Origin of the sequence: Peribacillus sp. RS7 (genome assembly GCF_041956845.1) — a bacterium.
GTDB lineage: Bacteria > Bacillota > Bacilli > Bacillales > DSM-1321 > Peribacillus.
This window is the reverse complement of sequence record NZ_CP168135.1, coordinates 3012819-3028742: the sequence shown is the minus strand read 5'-3', so window position 1 is coordinate 3028742 and position 15924 is coordinate 3012819. Positions and strand designations below refer to the sequence as shown.

General features: G+C 38.5%; 15 protein-coding genes, 1 tRNA gene and 1 riboswitch. Of the genes, 5 read left to right on the top strand and 11 right to left on the bottom strand.

What is annotated here, in order from left to right:
- Positions 1 to 24: 24 nt before the first annotated feature.
- The 6 genes from ACDZ29_RS15220 to queG all read right to left on the bottom strand — a co-directional run bounded on the left by ACDZ29_RS15220 (position 25) and on the right by queG (position 5628).
- Positions 25 to 945, bottom strand: a complete 921-nt coding sequence (locus ACDZ29_RS15220) for an iron-hydroxamate ABC transporter substrate-binding protein (protein ID WP_289323856.1) — start codon at positions 943 to 945, stop codon at positions 25 to 27.
- Entirely contained in the window at positions 896 to 1744 is an 849-nt protein-coding gene (locus ACDZ29_RS15215; protein ID WP_375088078.1) for an ABC transporter ATP-binding protein, read from the bottom strand. Before ACDZ29_RS15215 ends, ACDZ29_RS15220 begins: the two co-directional genes overlap by 50 nt.
- Before the next feature lie 298 nt (positions 1745 to 2042).
- Positions 2043 to 2792, bottom strand: a complete 750-nt coding sequence (gene nfsA / locus ACDZ29_RS15210) for an oxygen-insensitive NADPH nitroreductase (RefSeq protein WP_375088077.1) — start codon at positions 2790 to 2792, stop codon at positions 2043 to 2045.
- A gap of 85 nt (positions 2793 to 2877) precedes the next feature.
- Positions 2878 to 3366, bottom strand: a complete 489-nt coding sequence (trmL, locus tag ACDZ29_RS15205; RefSeq protein ID WP_289323853.1) for a tRNA (uridine(34)/cytosine(34)/5-carboxymethylaminomethyluridine(34)-2'-O)-methyltransferase TrmL — start codon at positions 3364 to 3366, stop codon at positions 2878 to 2880.
- Positions 3367 to 3433: 67 nt separating this feature from the next.
- Positions 3434 to 4291, bottom strand: a complete 858-nt coding sequence (locus ACDZ29_RS15200; RefSeq protein ID WP_375088076.1) for an amidase domain-containing protein — start codon at positions 4289 to 4291, stop codon at positions 3434 to 3436.
- A gap of 197 nt (positions 4292 to 4488) precedes the next feature.
- Positions 4489 to 5628, bottom strand: coding sequence for a tRNA epoxyqueuosine(34) reductase QueG (gene queG, locus ACDZ29_RS15195; RefSeq protein ID WP_289323851.1), 1140 nt, complete (start codon positions 5626 to 5628; stop codon positions 4489 to 4491).
- 106 nt (positions 5629 to 5734) lie between these two features.
- Between queG and ACDZ29_RS15190 the strand changes: the two genes are divergently transcribed.
- The gene (locus ACDZ29_RS15190; protein WP_289317792.1) at positions 5735 to 6403 is read left to right on the top strand and encodes a B3/4 domain-containing protein; all 669 of its coding nucleotides are present in this window, start codon (positions 5735 to 5737) and stop codon (positions 6401 to 6403) included.
- 447 nt (positions 6404 to 6850) lie between these two features.
- Positions 6851 to 6946, top strand: coding sequence for a hypothetical protein (locus ACDZ29_RS15185; protein WP_375091146.1), 96 nt, complete (start codon positions 6851 to 6853; stop codon positions 6944 to 6946).
- 626 nt (positions 6947 to 7572) lie between these two features.
- On the opposite strand, the gene ACDZ29_RS15180 is transcribed toward ACDZ29_RS15185, so the two are convergent.
- The 4 genes from ACDZ29_RS15180 to mgtE form a co-directional block, all read right to left on the bottom strand.
- Positions 7573 to 7646 (bottom strand) — tRNA-Gly (locus ACDZ29_RS15180).
- Positions 7647 to 7830: 184 nt separating this feature from the next.
- A complete protein-coding gene (locus ACDZ29_RS15175; protein ID WP_375088075.1) occupies positions 7831 to 8244 on the bottom strand; it encodes a YbjN domain-containing protein in 414 nt (137 codons plus the stop codon).
- Between the two features lie 459 nt (positions 8245 to 8703).
- Positions 8704 to 9732, bottom strand: a complete 1029-nt coding sequence (locus ACDZ29_RS15170; RefSeq protein WP_375088074.1) for an NADP-dependent oxidoreductase — start codon at positions 9730 to 9732, stop codon at positions 8704 to 8706.
- Between the two features lie 551 nt (positions 9733 to 10283).
- Positions 10284 to 11639 (bottom strand): magnesium transporter, encoded by a 1356-nt coding sequence (gene mgtE / locus ACDZ29_RS15165; protein WP_289317797.1) that lies wholly within the window; start codon positions 11637 to 11639, stop codon positions 10284 to 10286.
- Between the two features lie 97 nt (positions 11640 to 11736).
- Here mgtE and ACDZ29_RS15160 point away from each other — a divergent pair, with 97 nt between their 5' ends.
- The 3 genes from ACDZ29_RS15160 to ACDZ29_RS15150 all read left to right on the top strand — a co-directional run bounded on the left by ACDZ29_RS15160 (position 11737) and on the right by ACDZ29_RS15150 (position 14607).
- Complete coding sequence (locus ACDZ29_RS15160) at positions 11737 to 11886, top strand: hypothetical protein (RefSeq protein WP_289323847.1); 150 nt, start codon at positions 11737 to 11739, stop codon at positions 11884 to 11886.
- Between the two features lie 2 nt (positions 11887 to 11888).
- Positions 11889 to 12054, bottom strand: a riboswitch (M-box (ykoK) riboswitch).
- 382 nt (positions 12055 to 12436) lie between these two features.
- Complete coding sequence (locus ACDZ29_RS15155) at positions 12437 to 13768, top strand: alpha/beta hydrolase family protein (protein ID WP_375088073.1); 1332 nt, start codon at positions 12437 to 12439, stop codon at positions 13766 to 13768.
- A 92-nt stretch (positions 13769 to 13860) separates the two neighbouring features.
- Entirely contained in the window at positions 13861 to 14607 is a 747-nt protein-coding gene (locus tag ACDZ29_RS15150; RefSeq protein WP_375088072.1) for a 4'-phosphopantetheinyl transferase family protein, read from the top strand.
- A 60-nt stretch (positions 14608 to 14667) separates the two neighbouring features.
- On the opposite strand, the gene ACDZ29_RS15145 is transcribed toward ACDZ29_RS15150, so the two are convergent.
- The gene (locus ACDZ29_RS15145; RefSeq protein ID WP_375088071.1) at positions 14668 to 15918 is read right to left on the bottom strand and encodes an MFS transporter; all 1251 of its coding nucleotides are present in this window, start codon (positions 15916 to 15918) and stop codon (positions 14668 to 14670) included.
- Positions 15919 to 15924: the final 6 nt, after the last annotated feature.

Here is a 15924-nt window from a genome sequence, read left to right as displayed (position 1 = left end):
TTGGAATCCCTCTCCCTCGCTGTATTATTTTCCAAGAAAACTTTTTGAAAAGAAGTCTAATTGGTATTCTAATGTTATAGGATCATTGAAGTAGAATTCTTTCGCATTAGCTTCAAAGAGTTGATTGTTTTTTACAGCAGGAATGTTTTTATACGTATCTGTTTGTTGGAATGAATTGTCCTCATCTTTATTATTACTCAAAATCACATAATCACCAGCATAGTCTGCCAGAACTTCTAAAGATAAAGCGAAGTAACCATCTTTCAACGCCGCTTCTTTTACTTTTTCAGGCATGGCCAATTTCATTTCCTGATAAAGGATTTCCGTTCCACGACCCCAATTATCGCCAAATACATAGAACTGTTTGTCAAACTTTTCGAATACCGAAACGGTAGTATCTTCACCGATTTTAGCTTTAATGTCTTCACCGGTCGCTTTTGCACGTTTTTTGAAATCATCCACCCAAGTTTGGGCTTCTTTTTCTTTATTCAAAAGCTTACCAATTTCTATGTGCTGTGTTAAATAGTCCACTTTTCCGTATGTATACGTTACGGTTGGGGCAATTTCACTTAACTTATCGACATTTTTAATCGTTGATAAACCAATGATTAAATCCGGATCCAACTCGATGATCTTTTCCAGGTTTTCGTCCGTCACTTCTTCGACATCTTTTAATTCTTTAAAATTCGGGTTCATTTTAGACCAGGAATCAACCCCTACAAGGTTAACATCCAAAGCCATTACGTTACCTGCGAAAGTAGATAGAACGACAACACGCTTTGGATCTGCCGGAACTTCAACAGGGCCATTTTCAGATTGGTAAGTGATGGTTCCTGATTTTTCCTTTTTGGAAGTGGAGCTTTTTTCTTTTTCGGTTGCCTCGTTACCACAAGCACTAATAATTAACACTAACAGCAGTATAAATGGGATCATTATCTTTTTCATTTGTTGTCAAATCTCCTTTTAGTAAATTGTATGTACTGCACATTGGTTTGTTCGTTCGTTGATCTCGTCCGATAACCGCATCAATATGGAAGACTTCCTTTAACACTTCATGAGTGATGACTTCTTCACAATCTCCCGCTTTGACTATTTCCCCGTCTTTTAAGGCAATGATATAGTCGGCAAAGCGAGCAGCTTGGTTTAAATCATGAAGAACCATGACAATCGTACGTTCCTGTTCTACATTCAGCCTCTGTAAGAGTTCTAAAACCTCTAGCTGATGCGCCATATCCAAATAGGTGGTCGGCTCATCAAGGAAGATGATTTCCGTTTCCTGGGCAAGGGCCATGGCAATCCAAACACGCTGGCGCTGACCTCCTGAGAGAGCATCCACCGGACGGAACTTAAAGTCTTTCGTGCCGGTCACTTCAAGTGCCCAATCAATCACATCATAGTCTTTTTGGGTTAGACGCCCAAAACCTTTTTGATAGGGAAAGCGCCCATATGATACGAGCTCGCCAACTGTCAATCCGCTTGCACTCTCGGGTGTCTGCGGAAGTATGGCCATTTTTCTTGCAAGGATCTTAGTGCTCTCTTTTGAGATATTCATCCCATCTAAAACAACCATACCTGATTGATTTGGAATGATCCGGGTGGTCGCTTTCAAAAGTGTGGATTTCCCACATCCATTTGAACCGATGATCGTTGTGATTTTTTTATCTGGAATTTCCACACTGAGATCTTTTACAATCAAACGTTCACCATAACCAATATTTAAATTCTCTGTATATAGGCGAACCATTTTTTAACCTCCATTTATTGAAAAATAGGTAAGTAAAAACTTAAATGAAAATGATTATCATTATCCATTACTTATTTACTATAATTCTATCTAAATATATTGTCAATAGTTATTTCATGGGTATATAAGGAGCAATTCTGATAGGATTATTGAGCTGAACCCGTTTTTAGCGACAAATGAAAACAATAAAGATCCCGGAAATATTTCCGGGATCTTTATTGTTTGGCTCATGTTCAGGATTTTGGTAAATGTCCCTTATGGGAACGGAAAGAATACTCCTAAAAGGTCATTTCATCGATCAATGTTTCTTAAACCCTTGCTTCTCCACATAATCTTTCATGTATAACCTGCTTTTCTTTCCAAGCATGGCAGCCATTTGCTCGGTCCAGGTGTCTTTTCGTTTACCTTTAGTCCGACGCTCGTAATAACTCGAGATCGTTTCATTATACTCTTCAAGCTGTCCGAGGTATTCCTGCTTATCCTCCTGATATCCATTTTCATGATAGATATTGGACTGCGGCAAACGCGGCTTTTTATCAGAACGGTTTTTCGGATATCCGACCACTAGGGCGAATAACGGAATGACCCGATGAGGTATATTCAAAATCTCTGACACTTCCGGGAGATTATTGCGGATCCCGCCGATATAGCAAATGCCAAGATCCATCGATTCTGCGGCCAGCGCTGCATTTTGAGCCGCTAGAGCAGCATCAATACAGGCAACCATGAATTTCTCCGTACTTTCAATCGATTCAGTCAGGTCCGTGTTTTCCATTTCGGAAACCATATCCTGACGATATAAATCAGCACAAAAGACGAATAGATGCCCATTCTTCTCTACATAAGATTGTGGTCCAGCAAGTTCAGCAAGCTTGGCTTTCTTTTCCGGATCTGATACCCCTATGATTGAATACGCTTGAATGTAACTTGAAGTCGATGCAGCCTGGGCACATTCCACAATCGTATTGATTTGCTCCTCAGACAATAGCTTGTCCTCAAAAGAACGAATGGAACGGTGATCTAAAATCTTCTCAATAATATGATTCAAAGCTCCCACCCCTATTCAATATGTAAAATGAAACAACCATCATCGGGGCTGAATCTACCCCGATGACAGTATGCAGTAATGAAACTCAATCTTTTGTTTTCAAATCCAATTCACGGTAATTTTGCTGTCTCAATGCTTCATAAACCAAGATGGCAGCCGTGTTCGAAAGATTAAGGGAACGTACTTTATCCGTCATTGGAATCCTTAGGCACCTATCCATATTTTCCTGGATCAGCTCTTTCGGGAGACCTGTCGTTTCACGGCCAAAAATGAAGTATATCTCACTGTCTTGATCACTGTAATCGAAGCTGGAATGCGGCTGCTCCCCGAATTTCGTTAAGTAATAAAATTCACCGCCGGCATTCTTTTCATAGAACTCTTCCAACGAATCATAATAATGAATCTTTACATTCTCCCAGTAATCGAGCCCGGCCCTTTTGAGCTGTTTGTCATCCGTTGAGAAACCGAGCGGACGAATGAGATGTAAAGACGTATCCGTCCCTGCACATGTTCTTGCGATATTGCCTGTATTTGCTGGAATCTGTGGTTGATATAAAACTACATGTATTGACACTTCATTTTCACCTCTAGTTTAAACTTCACCTTAATTATAGCATTAAACAAAAAAGACTAAAAACCAATCACCTTCCATCCAACATCGCAAAGAATTTATAAACGATATTCGGTGTATACCTAGTCGAATCCTCATACGTCCAATACCGGTGACGGCTGTTCATCGTATGGGCATTCACAAGCGGCATCCCATCCTGATCCTTCGCCGTTACGATCAAGTTATGATCAAACCGCCCATCCCCTTCGAAATCTATACAGAGGATATCACCCAAATTCAATTCCTTGGCCGTCTTCACCTGCTTTGTCCTGATGGCATTCCCGGCTTTAAGCAGATGATATAAAGAATGGGCCGTCGTCCATGTGTAACTCCAGCTTTTCCCTCTTATCCACCAGCCCTTATTTTTGTTCGGCGCCCCCCACATCGGGATTCCTCCCGCATGTAAACATTGTGAAATGTAATTCGTACAATCATCAGTGAATTTATTATAAGCAGGATTGAATTCGTTCCACCAACGCTCGGCATATTGGACGGCCTTCATCCGATCGTACTTATATGCGAGACGATCTGCATTTGGTTCAGATTCTGGCGGTACCTCTTCCGTTTCAATGGTGGGAAACAGCTCACGTTCATCCACTATATACCCATTTCGAAACCGAGCCTCCCGTTCTTCCATTTCTTCTTCTATATAAAATGAATCCTCCTGTTTCAATAAATATTGCAGGTGCACATGATAAGTCAGGACAGTATCCATGTCTTCCTTTCTCTTCGAATGAACCTTGCCAGCAGCATTCACCCGAACAATTTCCGCAGCACGGTTCCTCATCAAATCCTTTTTCAGATGTAACTTCCTTTCACTCCGTTCCTGATTATCGGAAGTATAAAACTCCACTCTTTCTTGTAAAAGGCGTTGCAATTGATTCCTCAAGTTCATGCCCTCCTTCTTACCATCTATGCTAATGTGTATGTATAAGGGCATGGACAAAAACACAACTTCATAAAATGTAGGGTTTCAACCCTTTCGAATCTTATAAATATTATAGAAGGTTTCCTTGAAGGAACTCGGAATATCTTAAGCAAAAAAGCAGCCCCGTTAATATTAACGGGGCTGCTACGTCTTACATATCATTTTGTTTCCAAGGTAAACCGAAGTCCTTTTTCTATTTCCGCCAGTACCTCTTCATCCGTTTCCTTCATTCGTGCTTCTTCCAGTATGGAAACGGCCTGCTCCCGACCAATTTTACCAACTGCCCAGGCTGCCGTTCCCCGTATGACGGGCCGCGGATCATCCTTCATGACCTGGATCAATTCAGGCAATGCCGTTTCATCTTTGAAGTGGGCCAATGCTAAAATGGCATTTCGTTGGATTGGTTTTTTACCGCGCCAAGAGCCAGATACATGGCCGTATGTCTCTTTGAATTCCCGATTTGAAATCGTAAGCAGAGGTTTCAACAGCGGTTTCGCTAACTCGGGGTCGGGTTCCATCTCTTCATGAAGATGAAAATCCATTCCTTTGTTTTTGGGGCATACGGTCTGACATGTATCACATCCATACAAACGATTGCCTATTTTCGTCCTGAACTCATCCGGTAGGAAACCCTTTGTCTGCGTTAAGAACGCAATGCAACGCTTGGAATTCAGCTGACCACCCTGAACGAGCGCACCTGTCGGGCAAACATCGACACATTTATTGCATGTCCCGCATTGATCTTCCATCGGTTGATCCGGTTCAAATGGCAGGTTGGTGATCATGTCTCCCAAGTAGACATAAGACCCGTATTCCGGAGTGATGATCATACTGTTTTTTGCACTCCAGCCAATTCCTGCCCGCTCAGCAACAGCCCGATCTGATAATTCTCCCGTATCAACCATTGACTTCGCCACTGCCCCCGGCACTTTATCTTTAATGAAATCCTCAAGTAACTGCAATTTATTCCGAAGGACGGTATGGTAATCCGTTCCCCACGAAGCCCGACAAAAAATCCCGCGCCGCTCACCTTTTGTACTTTGCGGAGCATCCTTCAATTTCGAAGGATACGCAAGCGCAATCGAAATGATGGATTGCGGTTTATCGAATATCAATTCAGGCCTGACCCTTTTTTCTATATCTGCTTCTTCAAACCCTGACTGATAATCCAGTTCCTGTTGACGTACCAGCCGACCTTTCAATTCGGTAAACGCCGTGGCCGATGTAAACCCGATTTTATCGATGCCGATCTCTTTACTATATAAAATCACTTCTTGCTTGAATGTATTCATATCCATATTAATCACCTACGTTCATTCAGTATTCCCATCGAAGCTTGTATTCATTTCAAACCATTGCTATCTATGATAAACTAATTCCAATCATTTTTGGAGGTGTAACGTCTTGGAAATTACCATATCGGCTAATCTTAGCAGCAAAATCCCTGAATTCAAAGTTGGGATCATTACATATGAAAACATCGAAGTAGGTCCCTCCCCGCAAATGGTGAAAGGAAGACTTCAATTATTTCAGGAGGCTCTTTTTTTCGACCTTGAAGAAAAGGAGTTGACCGACTTTTCCGGCATTAAAGAGTGGCGAGAGATTTTCAAGACCACAGGAACCAACCCGTCACGGTATCGCCCATCCGTGGAAGCCCTTTACCGCCGCGTTAAAAAACAGAATTACTTGACACCCATCCATTCAGCCATCGATTTGAATAACTTCTTCTCCCTTTTATATGAAGTTCCTATCGGCATTTATGATGCGGATAAATTAGCGGGTGACATCTCGATTAAGATTGGCGAGGGAACAGATGGTTATGACGGTTTGAACGGCCGCTTGAATTCCATGGAAAATATGATTACATCAGCCGATCATGATGGAGCATTCGGAAGTCCATACGTTGATTCAGAACGAACGAAAGTCACCGAAGAGACGAAAAGGGCCATCCAAATCATTTATTTACAACCCAAGACTCCAATCACTGAAGCCCATCAGCTAACGAAATCTTTGATGGACATGTTCCTTGAAATCCACGGTGGTGAAGGGACTTACTCGATTGTAGAAGGATAATCAAAATTGAACGGAACCCTTTCCACAATCGGAAGGGGTCTTTTCATAATTTCCAAGGAACTAACTAGTATCCTTTTATTAACCCTCTCGTCCCCGAAAAAGGAGTATTATGATTCCTGAATGGAAGAGCATATAAGAATGATTGAAATAGCTACTTGAAATTAATTTCATACCATTACCAAATAAGAAAAAATGAGCAGCAATAAAAAAATATGCACGTTTTTTTTATTGCTGCTCATTTTGTTAACCATTACTATAATAGTTTTCATTACCTCTTTTGACCAATTGGGTTGTTTCACTTGGCCAATCGGGCCAAATTCAGACATATAAGGTTTAATATCCAATACTGGCGTTCCATTGGGCTAAAGATAACTGTGTCCCCAAAGCCCTCACAGTTATCTTTAGCCTAGGCATCCAAGAAATCGAACTGATTGGCCAAAGGTAGGTATCTTTTCTCAAAGGGCCAAAGCAAGGCCAAATCAGCTTGGTGTATCAAGATGTGAATTGTTAAAAGTAGAGGGTTTTGGATGCCATTGGCATTGAACTGAATTTTGTCAGGTTCCACTTTATTCATATAAAATATGACTTCAATATGTGAAAATTGTTCTAATCCAAACAGGCAATCTTCTTTGAATTTGGATCCATCCATAATTATCTCGGAAATCACTTCTCCCCAATAATCATCTTCCAAATTAACTCTATTATTTTGGATTAAACCTATTGGTTCTAAAAGTAGTGACATTTTCGCTTCCCCCTCCATATTCACAATTCAAAATGGATCCATTGAACAAACTTCCCGAAATTCTCCTCTAACCATTAAAGGATCAGGATTTACGCGAAAACATGAAATATATTTACTCTCATTATCAATACTACAAGATTGGGTAATCGCATTACAAATATTCCCTTAAATACCTTTTATTCAATAAGCACCGTCTCAATAAACGTTTATTTGGACAAAAAAAGCACACTCTTGTTCAAACTGATTCTACTACCGTAGTTAATCACTTTGAACAAGAGTGTGCTGCATCAAAATAGCCCCCCCTTCTGGATACAGGTAATTTTGGACAATAAAAAAATTCCACTGTAAACAGTAGAATCCTAGTTATAATATTTAAACGCAAAGCTTCGTTCTCCAGGTAACGAAACCCTACGTTATGAGTATGTATTGGAGCGGGTGAAGGGAATCGAACCCTCATCATCAGCTTGGAAGGCTGAGGTTTTACCACTAAACTACACCCGCATAATCCTTGTAGAACTTTGTCGAATTACCAACAAAATTTATTATATAGTTTAATCTAAAAAAATGCAATAGTTCTTTTTAAAAAAATTTAAATTAATGGATTGTAACGATAATATATTCATTCACTTTAGTAAAGATGTTAAAAAGTCCCCTGATTCAGAGAACTTTTTCATCCTATATTATGTTATGACCATATGACTTCCATTAACCGCGGATAAACCTGCTGTGCCGTCTCAAGCAGCATGATTAACTTCCTGAACGCGAGATCCGGTACGATATCCCCCTCGATGGAGGATGAATACCTAATGGAAATCGTCCCATTTTCTTCATAAAGCTTTGAATACCTAAAATTAGCATTATATTCATTCAACAGTGTATGTACATCCTGCTTCTTATCAGGATTCTTCAACTCGGCGACATTAAAGCAAAATAAGTCCGCCACATTTTCATCTTCATTGAATGCAAATACTAAAAGGACCTTCCACCCGTCCTTTAACTTTTGCTCAGCTCTAAAAAAGGTGGTGCCATCTTCATTCAACTCATTCATATAGATTTTCTCACTAGTTAAAAAATCACGAAATTTAGCAACGTTTGACATGGTTCATCACCTTTCTCTATGTATTTACATTTTATAATGAAAATTGCCATTTTTACAGAGTTTTCTACAAACATTCCAATTTCATCCTTTTCACACAAGAGTGAACCACTCCATTTAACGAATGGTTCAAAAAAGGGCTCCTCGAATAGATAAGATTGATGCCATATGCTTCTCCGCTAAAAATGCTTTCTGAAAATCCAAAATCCCCTGGATATTTCAAGAGATTCTTTGATCGACCTATATCTGCCGTTATCGCCATGGTTTCAAAAACTTACTGCAATTGAGCGAGCTCCCCCTCTTAAGGTACTGGCCGATCAGAGAAACTCAACCCGGCATTATATCTTTAACTTGAAAAGGAAAACGGCCTTTCCCCGATTGAATATCGAAAAAAGGCCGCTTTTATTATAAGCTGCTTAGGAATCACAACAAAGGCCTGCCTCCGACGTATTTCCATAAACCTTATAGTTTAGCGAATTCAGGTTCCGCTACTTTTACAAGCTGTTTACCGAGGTTCGTTCCTTTAAACAAACCTAAAAATGCATCTGGTACGTTTTCAAACCCTTCAATAATCGTTTCCTCATACTTCAGCTTTCCTTCTTGGAGCCATTTTCCTAAATCCGTCGCACCCTCTTGGAATCTATCGGCATAATTTCCAACTGTGAAACCTTTCATAAGTGCACTCGTTTTGATCATCGCCGATTGCAGACGCGGTCCTAGATCTTTCCCTTCTGCATTATACGAGGAAATCGCTCCGCATAATGGAATTCGGGCATTCGCATTCAACAGTGTGAAAACAGCATCGGACACCTCGCCGCCCACATTATCGAAATAAACATCCACTCCATCGGGAACAGCTTTAGCTAAATCTGTCGCAAAACTATCCTTTTTATAATTTACGGCACTATCAAATCCGAGCTCTTTCGTTAAGTACTCAAGTTTTTCATCTGAACCAGCGATGCCAACAACCTTCGCACCTTTAATCTTAGCGATTTGTCCAACTACTGAACCAACAGCACCAGCTGCCCCGGAAACCACTACAGTTTCACCTTCTTGAGGTTTACCAATATCAAGCAAACCAAAGTAAGCAGTTAAACCGGTCATTCCAAGAATCCCTAAATGAGTTGTGACCGGAGCCACCTTGGGATCAATCACGTTGATTTCCTTTTCAGTGACAACTGTATATTCTGCCCAGTCGATATTCCCAACAACGACATCCCCTTGTTTGAAGGAATTCGATTTGGACTCTACAACTTCAGCAACAACGCCACCCGTGATGACCTTATTCAATTCAAATGGAGCAATATATGATTTGGTATCTTGCATTCTGCCACGCATATAGGGATCGACAGATAAATATAGTGTACGTACTAAAATTTCATTAGCCTTTGGTGTGGGAACTTCACTCTCAACAAAGTTAAAATCCCCTTTCGAAGGCATACCTTTTGGACGGTTTGCCAGGGTGATTATTTGTTGTTTGGTTTGTGTCATCATTCGTTCCTCCTTGGTTTTGAATACGTAATTTCGAAAAGAAGCGTATCACTGATGAAGTTCGCAGGTCAAAGAATATGATATGACTGTCTATTGCTTCCATAACACTCTTTATGTAGCCTTTAATGGATATCCTAAACTTGCTATGACCTATTATGTCCCATGTTTTTCATTCATATAAAGGTCATGAGCATAATGGCTGAATGAACAAAGGCATGGTTAATAACCTTTGAGCAAATAAGAAGACCGTTTATTTTTGGTCTACATTATATAACATACTGTCCATATTTTAGAGTGACCGTAAAATGAAACAAGAATTATGGATCAGTCAGGGATATATTCCTGATTAAACTTGGATGACATAGAGAGCTGCTTCTCACATACGGAATTCTACAATACATGGATCTCTTCCAAGAAAAATTCAACGGCCTTTTCCCTATTGAATACTGAGAAAAGGCCGCAGCTTGAAATACTCTTTTTTATTGTACACTTGACAGGGGTACCGCCCCTTCTTCTTATGAACTGGTTTAAGAAACTAACTCGTGGATAGTCTACATCAATTTTGAAATGAACATTGTTGCAATTCCAAAGTAAATAAGTAACGAGAGTATGTCATTTAGTGTTGTAATTAATGGACCGGAAGCAACTGCAGGATCGATGTTGAATTTATATAATATCAGAGGAATAATGGTCCCAGCTAAAGTCCCAATAATCAGAGTCATGACTAATGAACTTCCAACCACTAATCCCAGAACGGGATTTCCCTGCCAAACATAAGCTATGATGGAAATTAAAATTCCACAGGTAACACCTATTATCAATCCAACTTTAAGCTCTCGTATAATAAGTCTGGTAACTACTCCCTTATCCGTGTCACTAGTAATCAGGCCTCTTACAACAACAGCTAAAGATTGAGTACCTGTATTTCCAGTCATCCCAGCAATCATCGGCATAAAGAAGGCAAGTGCAACAACTTTGGACAATGTTTCTTCAAAGCCGCTTATAATGGTTCCAGACACTAATCCGATAAATAAAAGTAAAATAAGCCAGGGTAGTCGACGATATGCGGCCACGTGCGCCTTCGTGTCAAAATCTATGGATTTACCAGATGCCGAGAGTTTTTCAATATCTTCATTCGCTTCCTTAATGACAACATCAATGATGTCATCAACGGTTACAATTCCTAATAACTCATTATTTTTTTCAACAACAGGAATCGCTAAAAAATCATAACGCTCAATAACACCGGCTACCTCTTCTTGATCTTCATAAGCAAATACGGAGATAACCCGGCTGTACATAATATCTTGAATTTTTTCAGATTCATCATTTATTATTAAATCCCGATATGAGACAACACCCACTAATTTTTTATCGTTATCTATTACATAAAGATAGTTAATCGTTTCCGAAAACTCCGCAAAGATTTTAAGCTTTTCAACTGATTCACGAACCGTATAATGTTGGGGGATCCATACAAAACGGTTCGTCATAATTCGTCCTGCCGTTTCCGGGGGATAATTCATGATATTTTGAACGATTTTAGATTCTTCTTGTTTCATACCTGAAAGAAGTTCTTCAATTTTTTCAGGGGATAGGTTCTCTAACAATGAAGCTAGATCATCATTATCCATTAAATCCATTACATGGCCGGATTTCTCAATTCCTAATTTACTAAGAATCTTTAATTGATGTACTTTTTCAAGTTCTTGAATCAGTTCAGCAATTTGTTCTGAATCAAGGAACAACAAGAAACGTGTATGATGTTTTTCTGGGAGTCCCTCGAATATTCGTGCAATGTCATATGGTTGGAGTTCTTCTAATATTGCTTGAAATTCTTTCTTTTTTCCTTCTTTTAAAACTTTTATGATTTGTAAAGTTATTTGGTCTTCTGTCAGGACTTTCATTTTGCCCTCAACTCCTTTTAGGGGAGCAAAAAAATATTATTTTTCCCCTTCAAAATCTTTGTTTTCATTCAATTTTCATTAAGCTTGGAGTATTCCCGTGAGTGATGACCCACAATCCTCACCTCCAGGAAAAAATAAAAACACCTCCATTACAAATGAAGGTGTTAAATACGGTATATATGCGTACATTGCCTGGAAGACAAATACAAACAGCCGTAAATGGCTGAATGACAAATACATAGCATAAATCCAGTTCCTCCATTCGTAGAGCTTTAGCACTGTGTGGCATAGGACAAAGCCAGCTACATTAAAAACCACCTTATGTCGATGGTTTCTGTTGACCCATTGGCGTCTTTCGACATTTTTGGGCAGTAGCGTATCTCCTACACAGGAGCCTCACCTAACGAGGATATTTAATTTACACATCCACTCTAAAAGAGTTTCTATTAGATGTCAATGTTTGATTTATAAATCATTCTATATATTGACCTAATATCCCTACCTTTAAAAAGGTACCATGAAAACAACACCGACTTATACGCTCTCGATTAAGACGGTCTGATTTAATGTCTCTTCGATATTTTTTTAATACATCCCTCTACACAGCTGCAATGGCCATCATATTTAAAAAGATACAATGGAAAAACAAACGCCATATTAAGGGAAAATATTGGAAATATATTAAAACTTACTTATAATGAAGACTGATATGAGTGACTGAAACAAAAAAAACATGTTAAATGTTCTAATAAAATATCTTCTTATCTCTAATTATATTAAGAAAGGAAGTTGCTCAAATGAAAAGACTTTTGTCGATTATATGTATTATCGTAAGTGCTTTTGTATTGATGGCAGGCTGCAGAACCAAGGACACGGAACAAGTGGATGAGAATTCGAAGGATGTGAGCTCGTTGAAAGCCATTGAAGGTAGGTGGGAAGGAGATATAAAGATTCCAAATCAACCTCTTCCAATCATTGTTCATTTCACGGGGAAAGATGGAACGATAAGTATTCCTGTACAAGGATTGAACGAATTCCCCTTAACCAGTGTAAAGTTAATTAATTCAGACTTGTTTTTTAATATGAAAATGCAAAATCAGCAAATAACGTTTGATGGGAAAGTGGATAAGGAAAAGATTTCAGGAACATTTGTTCAGAAAGGGCAAGAGTTCCCCTTCGAATTGCTTAAGAAATCCGATCAGGCAGTTGTAGAGAAAGAATCAGGTGAAATTGTGCAGGCCGACTTACAGAATGGAACAATTAATGGCCTTTTAGAAACACCAAAAAATGAAGGACCTTTTCCTGTGATGATAATAATTGCGGGTTCGGGACCGACTGATAAAGACGGGAACACCATGGCAATGCCCGGGAAAAATAATAGTTTGAAAATGTTAGCCGAGAGTCTTGCAGAAAAAGGTATCGCAAGCATTAGATATGATAAGCGCGGAATTGGCGAAAATATGCAATTGGCAGGAAAAGAAGCGGATCTGAGATTTGAACAATATATTGATGATGCAGCTGCTTGGGTTCAATTTGCCAAAAAGGATGGCCGTTTTTCCAAAGTCGGCATCATCGGCCATAGTGAAGGTTCTTTAATTGGAATGGCAGCTGCCAAGAAATCAGAGACAGACATATTCATTTCATTAGCTGGTGCAGGCGAACCTATTGACCAAGTACTTATTAAACAGCTTGAAGAGCAACTGACACCGACGTTATTAACGGAGTCCAAGGATATACTGTCAAAACTAAAACAAGGAAAACAAGTCGAGACTGTCAGTGCAGACTTGCAAAGTGTATTCCGTCCTTCTGTTCAACCTTACATGATTTCTTGGATTCAATATAATCCGATCGAATTTGTAAAGGAACTGAATATCCCTGTTCTAATCGTAAATGGTAATAGAGATATTCAAGTGGCGCCAACTAATGCAAAAGCGTTACATAAGGAAAAAGGCGATTCTGAGTTACTTATACTCGAAAAGATGAATCATGTATTGAAAGAAGCTCCTGCAGATCGAGAGGGAAATCTAGCAACCTATACAAATCCTGAACTACCATTATCCCCTGGATTGGTGAATGGCATCATTGAGTTTTTAAACAAACATGACATCTCCAATGATGACGATCATTGAAATGATAATTGAGGATTGGCTCTCCGGAGGGATTGTAAAGATAATCAAATGATCCTCGTGCCTCCGGTATTAGGTAAATAAGGAGATCAACAATGAAGATTTTAGCACTAAAATTACCAATTAATTTGAATGAAAATACTTATGAAGAAATGCTCCATTTGTTACCTAAACAAAGACGATTAAGCATACAGAAATTACAAAAGAAAAATGATAAATACCGTTCTTTATTTGGAGAGCTATTAGCAAAGTGGTTCATAAGTGACATTTTAAGAAAACCATTTCAAAATATCCACTTTATTTTAGATAAACATGGGAAACCCAATCTAGTAGGAGGAAGAATTCACTTTAATATTACCCATTCAGGTGATTGGGTTGTTGTTGGCATTCATAAGGATCCCATAGGTGTTGATATAGAAGAGGTCAAAGATTTTAACATCCATGAAATTACCAAAAGTACTTTTAGCAGTAAAGAATTTAGCTATTTCATTAAATTACCCAAAGCTAAACAAATCGATATTTTCTTTAAAATGTGGACGCTGAAGGAAAGCTGGTTAAAGTGTATAGGTACGGGGTTTTTGGTTTCCCCAAATACTTTTTCAATCTTGAATGGAAATAATCAATATAGTTTAGAAATACCAACAGAGGAAATTTTAAAACTAAAAACACTAGGTGTAAAAATTGGAGATACGTCTAACTATCTTTTTAAGTCGTATCATCTTAGCCCTGGGTATCCCATAAGTGTTTGTATTAATAACAGAAATGAAGATCATTTAGAATTCCCGGATAATATCGATATTATAAAATTGACTAGTTTAATAAATGGGCTAAAAGCACTTTAAATAACCTTATATAACTATGTAGAAATAAAAAAACAAAAGGCAGTAATTCTGCCTTTTGTTTTATATTTTCTCCGTGATACTCTGTCCCACTTTTGAATTATAAGCTAATATCCTTTTTTGAAAGAGCATGAAAAATAAACAAGCGCTTATTAAGGAAGAAAAAGCAGCAACCAGAAAAGCTCCCTCATGTCGAATCAATGGTACAAGTGCTAGTAACTGTGGAGCAAATATTCGACTTATTGAATATCGAATATTTGCAGCAGCAAAGTACTGTGCTCTTTGGTTAGCAGGTGCAATACCAGCAATGTAAGAATCCTGTGTACTAACAACAAGTAATTCAGCTACTGTAAGGATTAAAACTCCTATAAAAAAACCTATATAGTTTTGAGAAAAACCAAAGATAACCATTGAGAAAGCATACAATATACTGGAACCTACAAACCCAAAGCGGGTACTATACTTTGAAGATAGTCTAGCAGCCATGCTACCTAAAATAATTACCAAAATGCCATTCGTCATTAACAATGAAGCATAGTTTTGAGAAGCATTAATTGAAAAACCAAATATTGATGTACTTTTAGTTAAACTATCCAGTAAAGTGGAAGGAAGCAATATTTCTAACTGCATGAAAGCTTGAGCTGCAAATACACTAGCAACAACAAAAATTAAAAGACGTTTATCTTTTCCTATAAGGACTACTGCTTTTGTAAACTTACCATTCGAATCCATACTTTCTTCATTACCTAATTTTCTATTAACCTGAAATTCTGGAGTTTGCCATAGTGATATATATACTAAAGTCAGAACAGATACCAAGGATGTACCGATAAACCAAATAGGCATGGAATCAAATATAAAACTTCCTATAAGAGGACCAAGCGTCACCGCAACATTAAATATCTGATAGGTTAATACATAAGCTTTTTTTTGTTCCTTTTCATCGAGCCAATCAGATATATAAGCTCTTCCTGCAGGTAAATATGAAGAATAAGCTATACTCATTAAACCGAAGCTACCAAATACCATTAAATTACTTCCAACTATTCTTCCAATGATAAATAATATAGTAGCAACTAGAAAACCTATACTTGAAGATATCATCATAGGTCTTCTTCCTACCCTATCGGCAAAGATCCCACCCCAAATTCCTGAAATTACACCCAATACTGAAATTACAGCTAAACCAACAGATGCTAAGTAAGGGTTCCAAGTATCGTTTAAATATAAAACAATAAATGGAAAGAGCATATAAAATAAAGTGTTTTGAATACCCTCAGCGAAAAGTCTCCAACGTATTTGATTTTTTTTCATTCTAAA

What these genes read in the sequence shown, in the direction of transcription:
- ACDZ29_RS15220 (WP_289323856.1), bottom strand. Translation starts at nt 945, where the DNA reads ATGAAAAAGATAATGATCCCATTTATACTGCTGTTAGTGTTAATTATT.
- ACDZ29_RS15170 (WP_375088074.1), bottom strand. Translation starts at nt 9,732, where the DNA reads ATGACACAAACCAAACAACAAATAATCACCCTGGCAAACCGTCCAAAA.
- mgtE (WP_289317797.1), bottom strand. Translation starts at nt 11,639, where the DNA reads ATGAAAGTCCTGACAGAAGACCAAATAACTTTACAAATCATAAAAGTT.
- ACDZ29_RS15150 (WP_375088072.1), top strand. Translation starts at nt 13,861, where the DNA reads ATGAAGATTTTAGCACTAAAATTACCAATTAATTTGAATGAAAATACT.
- ACDZ29_RS15155 (WP_375088073.1), top strand. Translation starts at nt 12,437, where the DNA reads ATGAAAAGACTTTTGTCGATTATATGTATTATCGTAAGTGCTTTTGTA.
- ACDZ29_RS15145 (WP_375088071.1), bottom strand. Translation starts at nt 15,918, where the DNA reads ATGAAAAAAAATCAAATACGTTGGAGACTTTTCGCTGAGGGTATTCAA.
- ACDZ29_RS15175 (WP_375088075.1), bottom strand. Translation starts at nt 8,244, where the DNA reads ATGTCAAACGTTGCTAAATTTCGTGATTTTTTAACTAGTGAGAAAATC.
- ACDZ29_RS15215 (WP_375088078.1), bottom strand. Translation starts at nt 1,744, where the DNA reads ATGGTTCGCCTATATACAGAGAATTTAAATATTGGTTATGGTGAACGT.
- queG (WP_289323851.1), bottom strand. Translation starts at nt 5,628, where the DNA reads ATGGATATGAATACATTCAAGCAAGAAGTGATTTTATATAGTAAAGAG.